This is a genomic window from Neisseria sp. P0019.S002, from assembly GCF_051957155.1.
Classification (GTDB): Bacteria; Pseudomonadota; Gammaproteobacteria; order Burkholderiales; family Neisseriaceae; genus Neisseria; species Neisseria perflava.
Genome location: NZ_JBQCWS010000003.1, coordinates 191,434 through 206,251, shown reverse-complemented (window position 1 = coordinate 206,251; position 14,818 = coordinate 191,434). Strand labels below are relative to the sequence as shown.

Annotated in this window: 13 protein-coding genes; 5 read left to right on the top strand and 8 right to left on the bottom strand. The window is 49.5% G+C overall.

The genetic code is table 11. The annotated features are described in order from the left end of the window. Positions 1 to 188 precede the first annotated feature (188 nt). Both ACTHTY_RS06335 and ACTHTY_RS06330 read left to right on the top strand, forming a co-directional pair. Positions 189 to 407, top strand: coding sequence for a YdcH family protein (locus ACTHTY_RS06335; RefSeq protein ID WP_003746288.1), 219 nt, complete (start codon positions 189 to 191; stop codon positions 405 to 407). A 231-nt stretch (positions 408 to 638) separates the two neighbouring features. Further along, positions 639 to 2,870, top strand: a complete 2,232-nt coding sequence (locus ACTHTY_RS06330; RefSeq protein ID WP_440366833.1) for a FepA family TonB-dependent siderophore receptor — start codon at positions 639 to 641, stop codon at positions 2,868 to 2,870. A 179-nt stretch (positions 2,871 to 3,049) separates the two neighbouring features. On the opposite strand, the gene ACTHTY_RS06325 is transcribed toward ACTHTY_RS06330, so the two are convergent. From ACTHTY_RS06325 to ACTHTY_RS06310, 4 genes are all read right to left on the bottom strand, one after another. Beyond that, the gene (locus ACTHTY_RS06325; RefSeq protein ID WP_440366832.1) at positions 3,050 to 3,712 is read right to left on the bottom strand and encodes an NAD(P)H-dependent oxidoreductase; all 663 of its coding nucleotides are present in this window, start codon (positions 3,710 to 3,712) and stop codon (positions 3,050 to 3,052) included. Between the two features lie 245 nt (positions 3,713 to 3,957). Continuing rightward, entirely contained in the window at positions 3,958 to 5,355 is a 1,398-nt protein-coding gene (gene aspA / locus ACTHTY_RS06320; protein ID WP_440366831.1) for an aspartate ammonia-lyase, read from the bottom strand. Positions 5,356 to 5,444: 89 nt separating this feature from the next. Beyond that, on the bottom strand, positions 5,445 to 5,645 hold the full coding sequence (locus tag ACTHTY_RS06315) for a hypothetical protein (RefSeq protein WP_003746297.1): 201 nt from the start codon (positions 5,643 to 5,645) through the stop codon (positions 5,445 to 5,447). A gap of 192 nt (positions 5,646 to 5,837) precedes the next feature. Continuing rightward, positions 5,838 to 5,984 carry a hypothetical protein gene (locus ACTHTY_RS06310; RefSeq protein ID WP_049336812.1) on the bottom strand — a complete coding sequence of 49 codons (147 nt, stop codon included), beginning with the start codon at positions 5,982 to 5,984 and terminating at the stop codon, positions 5,838 to 5,840. Positions 5,985 to 6,283: 299 nt separating this feature from the next. Between ACTHTY_RS06310 and ACTHTY_RS06305 the strand changes: the two genes are divergently transcribed. The 3 genes from ACTHTY_RS06305 (at position 6,284) to ACTHTY_RS06295 (ending at position 10,939) form a co-directional block, all read left to right on the top strand. Then, positions 6,284 to 6,976 (top strand): VIT1/CCC1 transporter family protein, encoded by a 693-nt coding sequence (locus tag ACTHTY_RS06305; protein WP_440366830.1) that lies wholly within the window; start codon positions 6,284 to 6,286, stop codon positions 6,974 to 6,976. Positions 6,977 to 7,106: 130 nt separating this feature from the next. After that, positions 7,107 to 10,511 (top strand): transcription-repair coupling factor, encoded by a 3,405-nt coding sequence (gene mfd, locus ACTHTY_RS06300; RefSeq protein WP_440366829.1) that lies wholly within the window; start codon positions 7,107 to 7,109, stop codon positions 10,509 to 10,511. Positions 10,512 to 10,600: 89 nt separating this feature from the next. After that, a complete protein-coding gene (locus ACTHTY_RS06295; protein WP_440366828.1) occupies positions 10,601 to 10,939 on the top strand; it encodes a hypothetical protein in 339 nt (112 codons plus the stop codon). 91 nt (positions 10,940 to 11,030) lie between these two features. On the opposite strand, the gene ACTHTY_RS06290 is transcribed toward ACTHTY_RS06295, so the two are convergent. The 4 genes from ACTHTY_RS06290 to ACTHTY_RS06275 all read right to left on the bottom strand — a co-directional run bounded on the left by ACTHTY_RS06290 (position 11,031) and on the right by ACTHTY_RS06275 (position 14,692). Further along, complete coding sequence (locus tag ACTHTY_RS06290) at positions 11,031 to 11,333, bottom strand: ArsR/SmtB family transcription factor (protein ID WP_049322138.1); 303 nt, start codon at positions 11,331 to 11,333, stop codon at positions 11,031 to 11,033. Between the two features lie 79 nt (positions 11,334 to 11,412). Further along, a complete protein-coding gene (locus ACTHTY_RS06285) occupies positions 11,413 to 11,934 on the bottom strand; it encodes a rhodanese-like domain-containing protein (protein ID WP_440366826.1) in 522 nt (173 codons plus the stop codon). A 12-nt stretch (positions 11,935 to 11,946) separates the two neighbouring features. After that, positions 11,947 to 12,141: a YgaP family membrane protein gene (locus ACTHTY_RS06280; protein WP_003685761.1), complete on the bottom strand. Its 195-nt coding sequence runs from the start codon at positions 12,139 to 12,141 to the stop codon at positions 11,947 to 11,949. A 454-nt stretch (positions 12,142 to 12,595) separates the two neighbouring features. Further along, positions 12,596 to 14,692 carry a TonB-dependent receptor plug domain-containing protein gene (locus tag ACTHTY_RS06275; protein WP_440366825.1) on the bottom strand — a complete coding sequence of 699 codons (2,097 nt, stop codon included), beginning with the start codon at positions 14,690 to 14,692 and terminating at the stop codon, positions 12,596 to 12,598. Positions 14,693 to 14,818: the final 126 nt, after the last annotated feature.

Sequence of the window (14,818 nt, the reverse complement as noted above, 5' to 3'; positions counted from 1 at the left end):
CTAGAAACCTGTTTCTTTCCATTGGGACGATGGCTAATGGTGATATTATTAATTTTGACATAAAACAGTTTCGGCTTAAAAAAGACTGGATAAAACGCCCGTGTTTGTTATAATGAAGCTAAAGATTAATTCGTCCTAGTTTTTGGCAGCAGTACTTTTTTATTTAATTAACAAGAGAGGAAAACAAAATGTTTCCAGAATATCGCGATCTGATTTCTAAACTGAAACAAGAGGATGCACACTTTGCCCGTTTGTTTGAGGAGCACAACGAGCTGGACGATAAAATTACCGGTTTGGTGAATAACGTGGTAACCAGCGGCGCCGAAGAAATCGAGGAGCTGAAAAAAGCCAAACTCAAACTCAAAGACGAATTGTATGCTCTTCTGCAAAAAGCAGCAGGCAAATAATTAAAAATTGAATAAGGCCGTCTGAACGGTATGATAGGAATCTCGGATTTCGTTTCATACTGTTTCAGACGGCCTTTTTACTTGTTTGGTATTTTGTTATTTCTATTAGCACAATTTAACTTTTAATTGTAAATCACTCTTAATTGCATTGAAAACTCTGTTAAGTTTATTTAAAATCTCGAATAATTTTTATTTTGATTTTAAACAAACAAAACCAAGAGAAACAATGCAATGAAAACATTCACACTCGCCATTTTGCCTTTGGCGTTAATCAGCGCATTCTCACACGCAGCTGAAGAGAAAGCAGTTGAACAGGCTGAAGTCGATACCGTTTACGTTACTGCCGAGAAACAGTTGCAGCAATCGCTCGGCGTATCGCGTATTTCTAAAGACGACATCGACAAACGCCCTGCAGCCAATGATATTTCCGAATTTGTCCGCACCATGCCGGGCGTCAACCTGACCGGCAATACGGCGACGGGTCAGCGTGGCAACAAACGTCAAATCGACTTGCGCGGTATGGGCCCTGAAAATACATTGATTCTGATTGACGGCAAGCCTGTAAACTCGCGCCAATCCGAGCGTATCAGTATGCGCGGTGAACGCAATACGCGCGGCGACAGCAACTGGGTACCGGTTGAAGAAATCGAATCCATTACCGTTTTGCGCGGTCCGGCGGCGACCCGTTACGGCTCCGGCGCGATGGGCGGCGTGGTCAATATCGTCACCAAAAAAGTATCTAAAGAATTTAAAGGCCAAGTCAATCTTTACGCCAATCAGCCGCAAAACAGCAAAGAGGGCGCAACCCGCCGTATCGGCTTCAATTTGAGCGGCCCGATTATCCAAGATACTTTGGGCTTCCGCATTTACGGCAATTTGAATAAAACGGATGCAGATGCTGCTGATATTAATGCCGGACACGGTAATGACAGCGCGGCCGGTGTCGAAGGCGTACGCAATAAAGACATCGCAGGCCGTCTGCAATGGAAAATCAGCCCTGCGCAAACATTGATTTTAGACAGCAGCTACAGCCGTCAGGGCAATATCTACAACGGCGATACGCAAAACAGCAATCCGCGTTCCGCTTTGGTTAATTCTTTGGCCGACAGCAAAGCCGAAACCGCACGCTTATATCGTTCTGCTTTCTCGCTTACTCATGATGGCGCATGGGAATGGGGTGATACCAAAAACGTGATCAGTTATGAGCGCACAGTCAACAGCCACTTGCCTGAAGGTTTGGCCGGCGGTCCGGAAGGCAGCTATACAGGCTTGGATTTTGTTCAAAGTCGTCTGAAAAACCTGCGTTTCAGCAGCGAAGCGAATATTCCGTTCAAACTTGGTGTTGATAATGTATTGACGGTCGGTGCGGAATTTACTGACAGCAAATTGGATGATCCTACATCTAACTCGCAAAGTCTGACAGATACTATTCCCGGTGGCCCTGGACGGCCATCACGCAAGGTTGTGAACATCTTCTCGGGCGTGTCGGAACATCGTAGCGGTAAAACTTCACAACGCAACTGGGCGGCCTACGTTGAAGACAATATTTCGTTGACCGACAAAACCCATCTGATTCCGGCCATCCGTTTCGACCACAACAGTGCCAGCGGCAGTAACTGGAGTCCGGCTTTGAACTTCTCGCATCAAATCGGTGAAAACTGGTTAGTTAAAGGCGGTGTTGCCCGTGCGTACAAAGCGCCAAATCTGTATCAAGCTAGTTCTGACTTTATCCTGTACACACGCGGTCAGGGCTGTCCGCTCAATGCGCCGGGTAATGTCAGCTGTTTCTACATGGGCAACAGCAATTTGAAACCTGAAACCAGTATCAATAAAGAGATTGGCCTTGAGTTCAACAAAAACGGCTGGCAGGCTTCCGCGACTTATTTTCATAATGCGTACCGCAATAAAATTGTGATCGGCGACCAGCTTATTGCCACCAGCAATATCCGCAACTGGCTCCTGCAATGGGAAAATACGCCGAAAGCGACGATTTCGGGTATCGAAGGCAACTTGGTGATTCCGTTGCATGACACACTCAAGTGGAGCAACAATTTCACTTATATGCACAAATCTGAAGATTATCAAGGCAATCCATTGTCTTTGGTGCCGAAACACACCCTTAACAGCACACTGTCTTGGACGCCGAACGAACGCTTCGATGCCAACCTGACCTTTACTCACTACGGCCGCACTAAACCGCGTGGCGTAGCGATCAATAGACTGGAGCAAAACGGTAATCCAGGTGCAGGGATTACTCCTTTAACTTCCGAATATAACCAAACCCAAGTCGGCTCTTACGGCATTTGGGGCATCAATGCAGGCTACAACTGGAACAAACGCGTGGCCGTCCGTGGCGGTATCAGCAATCTGTTTGACAAAAAACTGTACCGCACAACTGCCGGCGCACAAACTTACAACGAGCATGGCCGTGCCTTCTACGGCAGTTTGAAAGTATCGTTTTAAGTAGAAGCGTATTAAATCAGGCCGTCTGAAACGGTGTGAAATGAAATCTAGGATTTCTGACACATGGTTTCAGACGGCCTTTTTGATTTTAAATTTAGAAGTATTTGTTGTTACGGAATTTGCTTCACTTTTTAAGAAAGTAAAAGGGCAGCATGTGCCGCCCTGAGAATACAAATTGCTTATTCGACCCAAGTCACCATTTCTTCAATTGGTTTGCGTGATTTTTTGGTGATTTCTTTGGCACGATAGCCGAATGTTGCTGCTACGGATACGCCCCATTCGTTGGCATCAAACAGGCCTTCTGCCGCCAATACTTCGTTCATTTTATCGTAGTTGAAGCCTTCGATTGGGCAGGAGTCGATGCCGATGGCCGCTGCGCCTGTGAGCATATTCGCCAAAGCAATATAGGTCTGCTTGCCGCTCCAGTCAAAGAGTGCGCGTTGGTCGTCAGCAATTTTAATGTCGGTTTCTTGGAAGCTTTTGTATCTTGCCAATGCTTTTTCCAGTTGTTCTCCTTGCAAGCCCCTGCGTTCGGCGACACTGAGGAAGAACGGGGTATCGTAACGGGCATTTTTCTTGGCAAGGATAATCACCAGATGGCTGCAGTCGTCCAGTTGGAATTGCATCCCCCAGCTGAAAGGCTTGATTTTCTCACGCAGGGCTTTGTTTTGAATCACCAAGAATTTCCATGGCTCGGAGCCGACAGAGCTGGGCGAGAGGCGGGCAAATTCTAAAATCGCTGCAAAATCTTCTTGGCTGATTTTTTTGTTGGGATCGTAATAACGGGTGGAGCAGCGATTTTCGAATACTTGCAGCATTTGTTCGCGTGTAATTTGATTCATCTGGTTTTCCTAATAAATGAAGATGTTATTTCAATATCCGGTTTCTTTTGAGGCATCATTACCGGCATAACCTTAAGGAGGAAACAGGCTGGGGCAACACCATGTTAAATCAAACCTGACGGTCAGGCTATCTTTTAATTCTGAATTTCGCAAAAAAATTCGATAAATATCAATATCAATACGAAAAGGCCGTCTGAAACTTTAAACGTTTAAAGTTTCAGACGGCCTTTGATTTCAAATCCTCATTACAGATGAGGATTCATCAGGTTTTCTGGGGAGAGGATGCGGTTGAGTTCTTCTTCGCTCAACAGGCCGCGCTCCAGTACGACTTCGCGTACGCCTTTGCCGGTTTGGGCGCAGATTTTGCCGACCAAATCGCCGTTGCGGTGGCCGATGTATGGGTTCAGATAAGTGACCAAACCGATGGAGTTGAAGACATAGTGTTCGCAGATTTCGCGGTTGACCGTAATGCCTTTGACGCATTTGTCGGCCAGGTTGACCGCGGCATTGCCCAAGAGGGAAATGGTTTCAAACATACATTGGGCGATGACCGGCTCCATAACGTTCAGCTGCAACTGACCTGCTTCGGCTGCGAAAGTGATGGTGGTGTCGTTGCCGATGACTTTGAAGCAGACTTGGTTGACGACTTCGGGAATCACGGGATTGACTTTGGCAGGCATAATGGAAGAACCGGCCTGTAATTCAGGCAGGTTGATTTCTTTCAAACCAGCGCGCGGACCGGAAGAGAGCAGGCGCAAGTCGTTACAGATTTTAGACAGTTTGACGGCTGTGCGTTTCAATGCGCCGTGCACCATCACATATGCGCCGCAGTCGGAGGTCGCTTCGATCAGGTTTTCAGTCAGTTTGCAAGGCAGGCCGCTGACTTCGGAAAGTTTCTCAACAACCAAAGCCGCATAGCCTTTAGGCGTATTCACGCCGGTACCGATGGCGGTGGCGCCGAGGTTGACTTCAAGCAGCAGGGAGCGGGTGCGGTCGAGGTTGAGGATTTCTTCTTCCAACAACACTTGGAAAGATTGAAACTCTTGTCCGGCAGTCATCGGTACGGCATCTTGAAGCTGGGTGCGGCCCATTTTCAAAACGTCTTTAAATTCTTCGGCTTTGGCGACAAAGGCGTTTTTCAGGACGGCCAGTTTGTCGAGCAATTCGCCGATGCTGTAATACACGGCAAGGCGGAAGCCGGTAGGGTAGGCGTCGTTGGTGGATTGGCTGGCGTTGACATGGTCCATTGGATTGACGATGTCGTAGTGGCCTTTTTCGTGGCCCAAGACTTCCAATGCGAGGTTGGCAATGACTTCGTTGGTATTCATGTTGACCGAAGTACCTGCGCCGCCTTGATAAACGTCGGATGGGAATTGGTCGAGGCAGCGGCCTTTGACCAATACTTCATCGCAGGCTTTTTCGATGGCAGCCGCGATTTCCGGCTTGATGGCACCCAATGCGCCGTTGGCTTGCGCAGTGGCTTTTTTAACCATGACCATGCTGCGGACAAATTGCGGTACGTCGGAAATTTTTTGTGTGGAAATTTTAAAGTTTTCAATGGCGCGCAAAGTATGGATGCCCCAATATACTTCAGCAGGGATCTCGCGGTCGCCCAATAAATCGTGTTCGATTCGTACAGTCATTTCTCTTACCTTCTCGTATAGTTGTGTTGGTGTGCATTATGCGTTTGGAACATTAGCCCAGTTTGGCAAGATTGTCCAGTCGGTAAGGCTTAATCGTCAGGATGAAAGCGCGCCGCTTCACGCTCTTTTGCGGCTGTCTCTTTATCTTTCAATTTCGCACCCAAGCCCAACATTTTTTCATATTCGGATTGCGGCGTGCCATCCTCTTCCATGCCGAATGCGCTGGCATTGACCCAAAGGGAAAGCAGGGAAACGATGAAGGCGAAAAAACCAACGATATACCAAAACATTTTTTTCTTCCTTGTGTGTCTGCGTGTGCAGATTGTTGTGGTTTGTAAAGATGTGAATGTAGCACAAACGCGGTTGGGTTTAAATTCTTCTCCCGCATCCTTTCATTGATTTACCTGTAATTGTTTAGAAAGGAAAAGGCCGTCTGAAAAGTAAGACTTTTCAGACGGCCTCGGAGGCTTTGTCGGGAAGATTTAGCCGCCGCATGCGCCGCAGCAACCGCCTTCGCCATGACCGCCACGTTTTTCTTCGTTGTTGATAACGGGCAGCTCGGTTTCTTCGGTTTGCTCTTTTTTATCTTCAGGCAAATCGTTTACTTTGATTTTGTTTTCTTCGGCCATGATACATCCTTTCAATGGATTGAGGAGTGGAAAGATTCATAAAGATAGCATCTTTAAACGGATAAACCAAGCAGCACAAAACTGCCTTGTGATAATGCCATGACTTGGAACAATAAATTTACTTGTAAAAGCGTTCAGGCCGTCTGAAAAAATCTAAAGAGGAGTGTTGGCTTTTATGGTTTGAAATGGCCGCAGAAAGATTTAAGGATGCTTGATTTGAAGGGATAAACTGACATTGATTTCAAAAAAACAATACAATGTTATCATCATCTGGAAACAGCCAATTTATCGGAGCATATATGTATTCACACCACAGCGAACGCCATTTCAGCGACCGCAACAACTGGCTTCGGGCAAGCGTATTGGGTGCCAATGACGGCCTGATTTCTACTGCCTCGCTGTTGACGGGCGTAGCCGCTGCCGCGCCAGATTTCCAAACCCTGCTGTTGACCGGTGTTTCGGCGCTGATCGGAGGCGCAGTGTCGATGGCGGCGGGGGAGTACGTTTCCGTGTCCAGCCAATCGGATACGGAAAAAGCCGATTTGCACAAAGAATGCTACGAATTGGCAAATAATCCTGATGCGGAGTTGAAAGAGCTGACGGAAATTTACCGCCGCCGCGGTTTGTCCGGCGCGCTTGCCGCCGAAGTCGCGCAAGCCTTGATGGAACACGATGCACTCGCCGCCCACGCGCGCGACGAAATCGGCATTACCGAAACCTCGGCAGCCCGTCCCATGCAGGCCGCGCTGGCTTCTGCCGCTTCATTTTGTGCCGGCGCGATTTTGCCGTTACTGGTCGCATTGACGGCTTCTACCGCCATTGTTCCGGTCTTGGCAGTCTCCACTTTGTGCGGACTGGCAGGACTGGGCTATGTTTCCGCCAAACTCGGCGGCGCGCCTGTCGTTCCTGCCGTTTTGCGCGTGTGCCTATGGGGCGTTGCGGCATTGGTGATAACCGGATTTATTGGAAAACTGGCAGGCGTGGCCGTCTGATTGTAAGGCCTTATATTCTTTTAAACCCGTATCCAGTAAAATTGAAAATTGATTTGATCGCTAAAGGCCGTCTGAAAAATTTTCAGACGGCCTATGGTGCTTGTATTTACTTATTACAAACTGTTTTGTCATGACTTATCCGATTCCCAAACCCCGTGAAAAATCCCGTTGGCTCAATCTGTCTCAAGGCTCACTGCCCTTGGCTTTGGCGCGTTATCTGCCGCATAAGCAGCTCAAGGTTGTCTTGACCCAAGATGCGGAACAGGCGTTGCGCCTTCAGACGGCATGGCTGTTTTTCCGTCCGCACGATACGGCGGTGTTCCTGCCGGACTGGGAAACGCTGCCTTACGAGCGTTTTTCGCCGCATCAGGATTTGGTGTCGGAGCGCTTGTCGGCGTTGTGGCAGATTAAAAGCGGCGCGGCGGATGTGTTGTTCGTACCGGTTGCCACGGCGATGCAGAAGCTGCCGCCCGTGCCGTTTCTGGCAGGCCGCACGTTTTGGCTGAAAACAGGGCAGACTTTGGATATAGGCCGTCTGAAAAGCGATTTGGTGGATGCAGGTTATAACCATGTTTCCCACGTTGTTGCGGCAGGCGAATTTGCCGTGCGTGGCGGCATTGTCGATTTGTTTCCGATGGGCAGCGAAATGCCGTACCGCATTGATTTGTTCGACGATGAAATCGACAGCATCAAAACTTTCGATACCGAAACGCAACGCACCATTTCCCCGGTTTCCGAAATCCGCCTGCTGCCTGCACACGAGTTCCCCACCGACAGCGAGGCGCAAAAGATTTTCCGCAGCCGTTTCCGCGAGGAAGTCGATGGCAATCCGAACGATGCGGCTGTGTACAAAGCCGTCAGCAACGGCCATTTTGGTGCAGGCGTGGAATATTACCTGCCGCTGTTTTTTGAAAACGAGCTGGAAACGCTGTTTGACTATATCGGCGAAGATGCGCTGTTTGTCTCTTTGGGCGACGTTTATGCCGAGGCAAACCGTTTTTGGAGCGACGTCAAATCGCGTTATGCCATGGCGCAGGGCGACGAAACCTATCCGCCTTTGCTTCCACAGTATTTGTATCTCTCTGCCGATATTTTTGCAGGCCGTCTGAAAAATTATGGTCAGGTATTGCCGGATATTTTTGGTGATGAACATACGTTGCCAAACTTGGCCGTCAACCGCCAAGCAGATGAGCCGTTGCAGGCATTGAAGGATTTTCAGACGGCCTTTGACGGACGGATTTTGCTGTGCGCCGAAAGTTTGGGACGGCGCGAAACCATGCTCGGCTTCTTGCAGCAAAACGGTTTGAAAGCTAAAAGCGTGTCCGACTGGCAGGGCTTTTTGTCGGCGCATGAGCCGCTGATGATTACAGTGGCACCGTTGGCTTACGGGTTTAAATTAGAAGATCAAAACATCGCGGTCATTACCGAATCCGATCTTTATCAATACGTCGCCCGCTCGCGCAAACATCATCGTAAGAAACACGCCGCCGTTTCAGACGGCCTGTTGCGCGACCTTGCAGAAATCAACATCGGCGACCCTGTCGTTCACGAAGAACACGGTATCGGCCGATATATGGGCTTGGTCACAATGGACTTGGGCGATGAAACCAACGAAATGATGTTGCTCGAATACGCGGGCGAAGCGCAGCTTTATGTGCCTGTTTCGCAACTGCATTTAATCAGCCGTTACTCCGGTCAGGCGCATGAAAACGTTACCTTGCACAAGCTCGGCAGCGGCGCGTGGAACAAGGCGAAGCGCAAAGCCGCCGAAAAAGCGCGCGACACCGCCGCCGAATTGCTCAACCTCTACGCCCAACGCGCCGCCCAGTCGGGACACAAGTTTGAAATCAACGAGATGGACTATCAGGCGTTTGCCGACGGTTTCGGCTATGAAGAAACCGAAGACCAAGCCGCCGCCATCGCCGCTGTGATTAAAGATTTGACGCAGGCGAAGCCTATGGACCGCCTCGTGTGCGGCGATGTTGGTTTCGGCAAAACCGAAGTCGCCCTGCGCGCCGCGTTTGTGGCGGTGATGGGTGGTAAACAAGTCGCCGTACTTGCTCCGACCACGCTTTTGGTCGAGCAGCACGCGCAAAACTTCGCCGACCGCTTTGCCGATTTCCCCGTGAAAGTCGCCAGCCTTTCGCGTTTCAACAACAGCAAAGCCACCAAAGCCGCGCTGGAAGGCATGGCGGACGGTACGGTCGATATCGTTATCGGCACCCACAAACTGGTTCAGGACGACATCAAATTCAAAAACTTAGGTTTAGTGATTATCGACGAAGAACACCGCTTCGGCGTGCGTCAAAAAGAGCAGCTCAAACGCATGCGTGCCAATGTTGATATCCTCACCATGACCGCTACACCGATTCCGCGCACCCTCAGCATGGCGCTCGAAGGCCTGCGCGACTTCTCGCTGATTACCACCGCGCCCAGCCGCCGCCTCGCCGTGAAAACCTTTGTCAAACCCTTCAGCGAAGGCAGCGTGCGCGAAGCCGTATTGCGCGAACTCAAACGCGGCGGACAAGTGTTTTTCCTGCACAATGAAGTAGATACCATCGAAAATATGCGCGAGCGGCTGGAAACCCTGCTGCCCGAAGCCCGCATCGGCGTGGCGCACGGACAACTGCGCGAGCGCGAGCTGGAGCAAGTCATGCGCGACTTTTTACAGCAACGATTCAACGTGTTGCTCTGTTCCACCATCATCGAAACCGGCATCGACATCCCCAACGCCAACACCATCATCATCAACCGCGCCGACAAATTCGGGCTGGCGCAACTGCACCAGCTTCGCGGGCGCGTCGGCCGCAGCCACCACCAAGCCTACGCCTACCTGCTCACGCCCGAATACATCACCAAAGACGCAGAAAAACGCCTCGATGCCATTGCGGCGGCAGACGAACTCGGCGCAGGCTTCACCCTCGCCATGCAGGATTTGGAAATCCGCGGCGCAGGCGAAATCCTTGGCGAAGGGCAGTCCGGCGAAATGATACAGGTCGGCTTCACGCTCTACACCGAAATGCTCAAACAAGCCGTGCGCGACCTCAAAAAAGGCCGCCAGCCCGACCTCGACGCACCATTGGGCATTACCACAGAAATCAAACTGCACAGCCCGGCATTATTGCCTGAAGACTACTGCCCCGACATCCACGAGCGCCTCGTCCTCTACAAACGCCTCGCCGTCTGCGAAACCGTGCAGCAAATCAACGCCATACACGAAGAACTCGTTGATCGCTTCGGTCTGCCCGAACAACCCGTCAAAACCCTGATTGAAAGCCACCACTTGCGGCTTGCGGCAAAAGAACTGGGTATAGACGCCATTGATGCGACCAGCGAAGCGGTAACGGTAACCTTTGGCAAAAACAACAATGTCGATCCAACTGAAATCATCCTGCTGATTCAGAACGACAAAAAATATCGCCTTGCCGGCGCGGATAAGCTGCGATTTACCGCGGAGATGGAAAATATCGAAGTGCGGATTAATACGGTGAAGAACGTATTGAAGACTTTGAAAGAAAGGGTGATGGCTAAGTAAGGATGAAGGAAAAAAGGCCATCTGAAAATACTGGAACTGTCAGTTTTGAAAATCGAACCTAAGATTACTAAATCGATCAGGGAATTATTATGAAAATGAGGGCAATGATACTGGGTGTTACAGGTTTGATATTGTCCGGCTGCTTTTCCACTGATGAAATTAAGTTGGAAGATATTCAGAATTTTAAAATTACTGTCAATGAAGCTAAGGATAATAGACAGGTTCATTTGACAGGCTTATTAGGCAATAGTGCAATGGGTATTTCAGATATCAAAACAACTAGCTACAACGATGAGCTGAATATTACTTTATTTCAAAAATTAGCAGGTTCGGAATACTCAGGAACATTAGATAAAGAAATTGCTCTTGAAAGCAATATTAAGAAGATTACTTATGGTTCTAAACACGAGATGATATGGCAAGACTAAAAATACAATAAAGGCCGTCTGAAAAAAGATTCAGACAACCTTTAAAATTATAAATGGATAGATTTTTTGGCTATCCTATTTCGATAACATTTCAAGATTTTTCTGCGCAGAAAAAGGAATACAGCAACTGTATCATCTCGGTTACCCTCGGGTCGGCAATGTAATATTGCCGTTCCCGATGGTTCACCTCAAACGATACCAAACCGGCTTCACGTAGTAGGGCTAATTGGCTGGACATTGCCGCTTGCGGCAGTCCGGATGATTCAGCCAACTCGGTTACATTGTGCGGCCTTTCATGTAGTTTGCACAATACGGCGAGGCGGTTGGGATTGGCCAGAAGTTTAAGAAAAGCGGTGGCTTCTTCGTAGGGCGGTTGATTGTCGGCAATGGTCATTTTTCACGCTTTTCGGCAAATGAGGAGGTCGAATTATCAGTCATAATGGCCTCAGCAGCAACTTTCAGACGGCCTTTGCTTAATGGTTCCATGGCATTTTGGCCAGCAGGCGAGCCATGCCGCAGAATCCGGTTAGTCCGGCCGTTAACAGGCCTGCGCCGACCATTACGTCTATCAGATAAAACCAAGGCGATACCAGCCAACCTGCCAGCACACCCAACAGAATCAAACTGCCCGCAATGGTTTGCACCTGCCGCATGATATCCGGTGTGGCACGGTCGGCAACAATAGGAAGTCCTACTGATTTCCATGTTTGTAAGCCGCCTTCTAGAATATAGCATTCTCGACCTTGGCCAAGCGCTGACAATATTGTTTCTGCCCGTGTTGTACGTTTACCACTCAGGCAATAAAAAATCAGGCATGGGGCTGTATCATCGGGTAGTTTGTCTCGCTGCTGTTCAGGTGGAAGGGATAATGCACCGCCAATATGTCCGCCCCGATATTCGGCTTGGCTTCGGATGTCTACTGCCAACGCGCCCTCACGGATTTTTGCCATTGCTTCGGAAGGCGTGATTCGCGGAAGTTGTCCGAGCGTACTCATGTTTTGCCTTCGTTATTTTTTGTTGATGCGGCAGGTGTTGATGCCCAATAAGCTGTACAGTGCGCAGTTGCCAATCAGTGCTGTGCCCAGAGGGATAATGCCCAGCCAACCCCACCAGCCAATTTGTCCGGTAGCGGCTGCAGCAATCAGTGCAACACCGATAACAATACGGATTACGCGATCCAAAGTACCCAAGTTTCGTTTCATTTTATTACTCCTTGTTTCAGAATGAATTGTCTATAAATAAATATATATAACAAAAATCATATATGAGAAATATTATATCCTTAAAAATGACTTTGTCAAATGGTTTACAGAAAAAGAGTAATTAATATTTGCATTGTATTTTTTAAACGCACAAATAGAATCAATCTCCAACGGCATGGTTAAATGTAAAAATACAGCCTTTATTTTTTCAGACGACACTGGAGATGATCTTATTTATATTGGAAGAATGAGTAGTCAGTTTTCAGAAGGAATCAAATCATGACCGATTCGGAAAAGAAGCCCAATGGAGACGATTTGAAGACTGGATAATCCGTTGTGTAACTAGCAAGGGAGAGGAAATACTTTAAAATCAAATTGTCTACGAATTATAAAAGGCCATCTGAAAATTGAATCTCAGACGGCCTTTGGTTTCTTTATAACGTCGTTCGTATTATCAGAAACGATAGTTCACTCCCAAGGCAAACTCGCGGCCGCGTTCGTAGAAGGGCACGCGTCCGTTGCCGTTAGGGAAGCGTTGGCTGTGCGAACGGTATTGCTTGTTGCCGATGTTGTTGACGGCGAAGTTGACGTTCAGGTTGTCTTTTTTCAGCGGCTGCCAGTTAGCGTAGATGTCGTGTACGCCGTAGCCTGATTTCTTGCCGTGTATCGTGCCTTGTCCGCGGGCAACGTCGGTGTATTTCACGCTTTGGGCGTAGCGGCCGCGCCAGCCGATTTCGAGTTTGGGGTTTTCAAACTGGTAAGACAGGCCTGTCAGCCATTGGCGGCCGGTGTTCCAGAAGGTGAACGAGCTTTCGTGGTCTTCCGCTTGAATCGGGCTTTCGCCGTAGTACATGTCGCCGTTCAGGCGGGGTTTGACGTAGGATACGCCAGCGCGCGCGGTCAGACCGCCCCAGCGGTAGGATGCGTCAAGTTCGTAGCCGTAGGTTTTAAGCGTGCCGCCGTTGTAAATCTTGCCGCGTTCAGTGATGGAGGCGGTGTTGTTGTTGATTTTTGCCCAACGGTAGACGATGAGGTCTTTGATGCGTTGGTGGAACACGCTGCCGCTGACGTTGAAGTTGTCGTTGCGCCATTTGAAGCCGAGTTCAGCGCGGCGGGCGGTTTCGGCTTTGAGGTTGCTGTCCAAATCGGCGGCGGCGCCTGCGCGTTCGTTAGCCAACAGGGCTTCGTTCAGGCGGGGCGCGCGGCTTGCCTGATTGAGGTTTGCCAAGAGGGAGAAGTTGTCGTTGATGTCCCAAATCGCGCCGATGCTGGGGTTGAGCTGGCCGTGCGACGCGCTTTGTTTGCTGGCGGCGTTGTATTTGAAATGGTCGTAACGCAGACCGGTGGTCAGGGTAATGGGGTGCAGGTTCCAGATGCCTTCCGCGTACACGCCGTATTCGGCTTTTTTCTCTTTGTCGCGGTCATACAGACCGAGAATCTTCAGCCACGCGCCTTTGTCGGACGGCTCGGAGGTTTCGTGGCGGTAGTTGACACCGTATTTCACCATGTGTCCGTCGCCGAAGGAGCTGGCGAGGTTCAGATTCGCGCCAGTCGCTTTGATTTTGCTTAGCTCAAGCTGACCGATGGGAACGCCGCCTTGAGCCGTGCCGGAAGCTTGGGATTTCGGGGAAGGCGCGCCTTTAGGCGGTTTGGTGTCGTCGGTATTGATTTGGAAGACGTTGGCGTCGATTTTGTCGAGGAAGCCGACGTTACGGCCGCGGTATTCCAGATTGTAGGTCTGCTCTTTTTGATAAGTGCCGTCCACGCCGATGTAGCTGTCAACGTTTTGGAACTCGGCTTTGTCGGTGCGGTTGCCTTTTTGGTATTCCTGACGGTAGGTCAGGCGGATGCCATGGTCGTCGTTGAAATCGTAGCCGAGTTTGGCGAGGTAGCTGTGCTGTTTCAGACGACTGCCGAGGTTGACATTGCCGTTGCCGTCTTTGTAGTCACGGTTGTTGAGGAAGTTGCCTGCAAACAGGGCATCGAAGCCGTTTTGATAGCCGTAAACCGCTGCGCTGCCGGTTGAGCCTTTATTGCTGCTCAAGCCCGCGCCGAGTTTGAAACCGAAAGGTTTGCCGTCTGTCAGCAGGTCTTTTGCGTCAACCGTTGTTACGCGGATGGTACCGCCGACCGCACCCAAACCCGCGCTCGCCGCGCCCGTACCTTTTTCGACGTTGATGCTTTTCACCAAAGCGGGGTCAAGCTGGAAGCGGCTTTGGTGGTGGAAGATTTTTGTGGATTGGCTGGTGTTGTCGACTTCTAGGTTAATTTTGTCTTCACCAACGCCGCGGATGCTGTAAAACTGCGCCACGCCGTTGCCGCCGCCGACATCCATACCGATTTGGTCTTTCATGACTTGTTTCAAATCGGTCGAAGTTTCGCGGTCAAGCTGATTGCGGGTAACGCGGGTCGGTACGGCGGTGGCGGTCACCTTAATTTCATTCAGTTCGGCAGTTTCTGCAGGTTGCATATTTTCGGCATGGGCGAAGCCTGTTGATAGTGCGAGTGTAATGAGACTAAGACGGAATACAGGAAAAGAGGTTTTATTCATGATTTTTACCAAGGAATAAAAAATTGACCGTTTATTCTAATTATTTTAATAATGATTATCAAACTACGTATAAATGTAAAAGAACATATTGGTCTCATTTTGATTTGTAGTTTGGATATTTTTATA

Excerpts from the sequence above, each read along its gene's own strand:
- ACTHTY_RS06335 (WP_003746288.1), top strand. The coding sequence starts at position 189 with ATGTTTCCAGAATATCGCGATCTGATTTCTAAACTGAAACAAGAGGAT.
- ACTHTY_RS06330 (WP_440366833.1), top strand. The coding sequence starts at position 639 with ATGAAAACATTCACACTCGCCATTTTGCCTTTGGCGTTAATCAGCGCA.
- ACTHTY_RS06325 (WP_440366832.1), bottom strand. The coding sequence starts at position 3,712 with ATGAATCAAATTACACGCGAACAAATGCTGCAAGTATTCGAAAATCGC.
- aspA (WP_440366831.1), bottom strand. The coding sequence starts at position 5,355 with ATGACTGTACGAATCGAACACGATTTATTGGGCGACCGCGAGATCCCT.
- ACTHTY_RS06315 (WP_003746297.1), bottom strand. The coding sequence starts at position 5,645 with ATGTTTTGGTATATCGTTGGTTTTTTCGCCTTCATCGTTTCCCTGCTT.
- ACTHTY_RS06310 (WP_049336812.1), bottom strand. The coding sequence starts at position 5,984 with ATGGCCGAAGAAAACAAAATCAAAGTAAACGATTTGCCTGAAGATAAA.
- ACTHTY_RS06305 (WP_440366830.1), top strand. The coding sequence starts at position 6,284 with ATGTATTCACACCACAGCGAACGCCATTTCAGCGACCGCAACAACTGG.
- mfd (WP_440366829.1), top strand. The coding sequence starts at position 7,107 with ATGACTTATCCGATTCCCAAACCCCGTGAAAAATCCCGTTGGCTCAAT.
- ACTHTY_RS06295 (WP_440366828.1), top strand. The coding sequence starts at position 10,601 with ATGAAAATGAGGGCAATGATACTGGGTGTTACAGGTTTGATATTGTCC.
- ACTHTY_RS06290 (WP_049322138.1), bottom strand. The coding sequence starts at position 11,333 with ATGACCATTGCCGACAATCAACCGCCCTACGAAGAAGCCACCGCTTTT.
- ACTHTY_RS06285 (WP_440366826.1), bottom strand. The coding sequence starts at position 11,934 with ATGAGTACGCTCGGACAACTTCCGCGAATCACGCCTTCCGAAGCAATG.
- ACTHTY_RS06280 (WP_003685761.1), bottom strand. The coding sequence starts at position 12,141 with ATGAAACGAAACTTGGGTACTTTGGATCGCGTAATCCGTATTGTTATC.
- ACTHTY_RS06275 (WP_440366825.1), bottom strand. The coding sequence starts at position 14,692 with ATGAATAAAACCTCTTTTCCTGTATTCCGTCTTAGTCTCATTACACTC.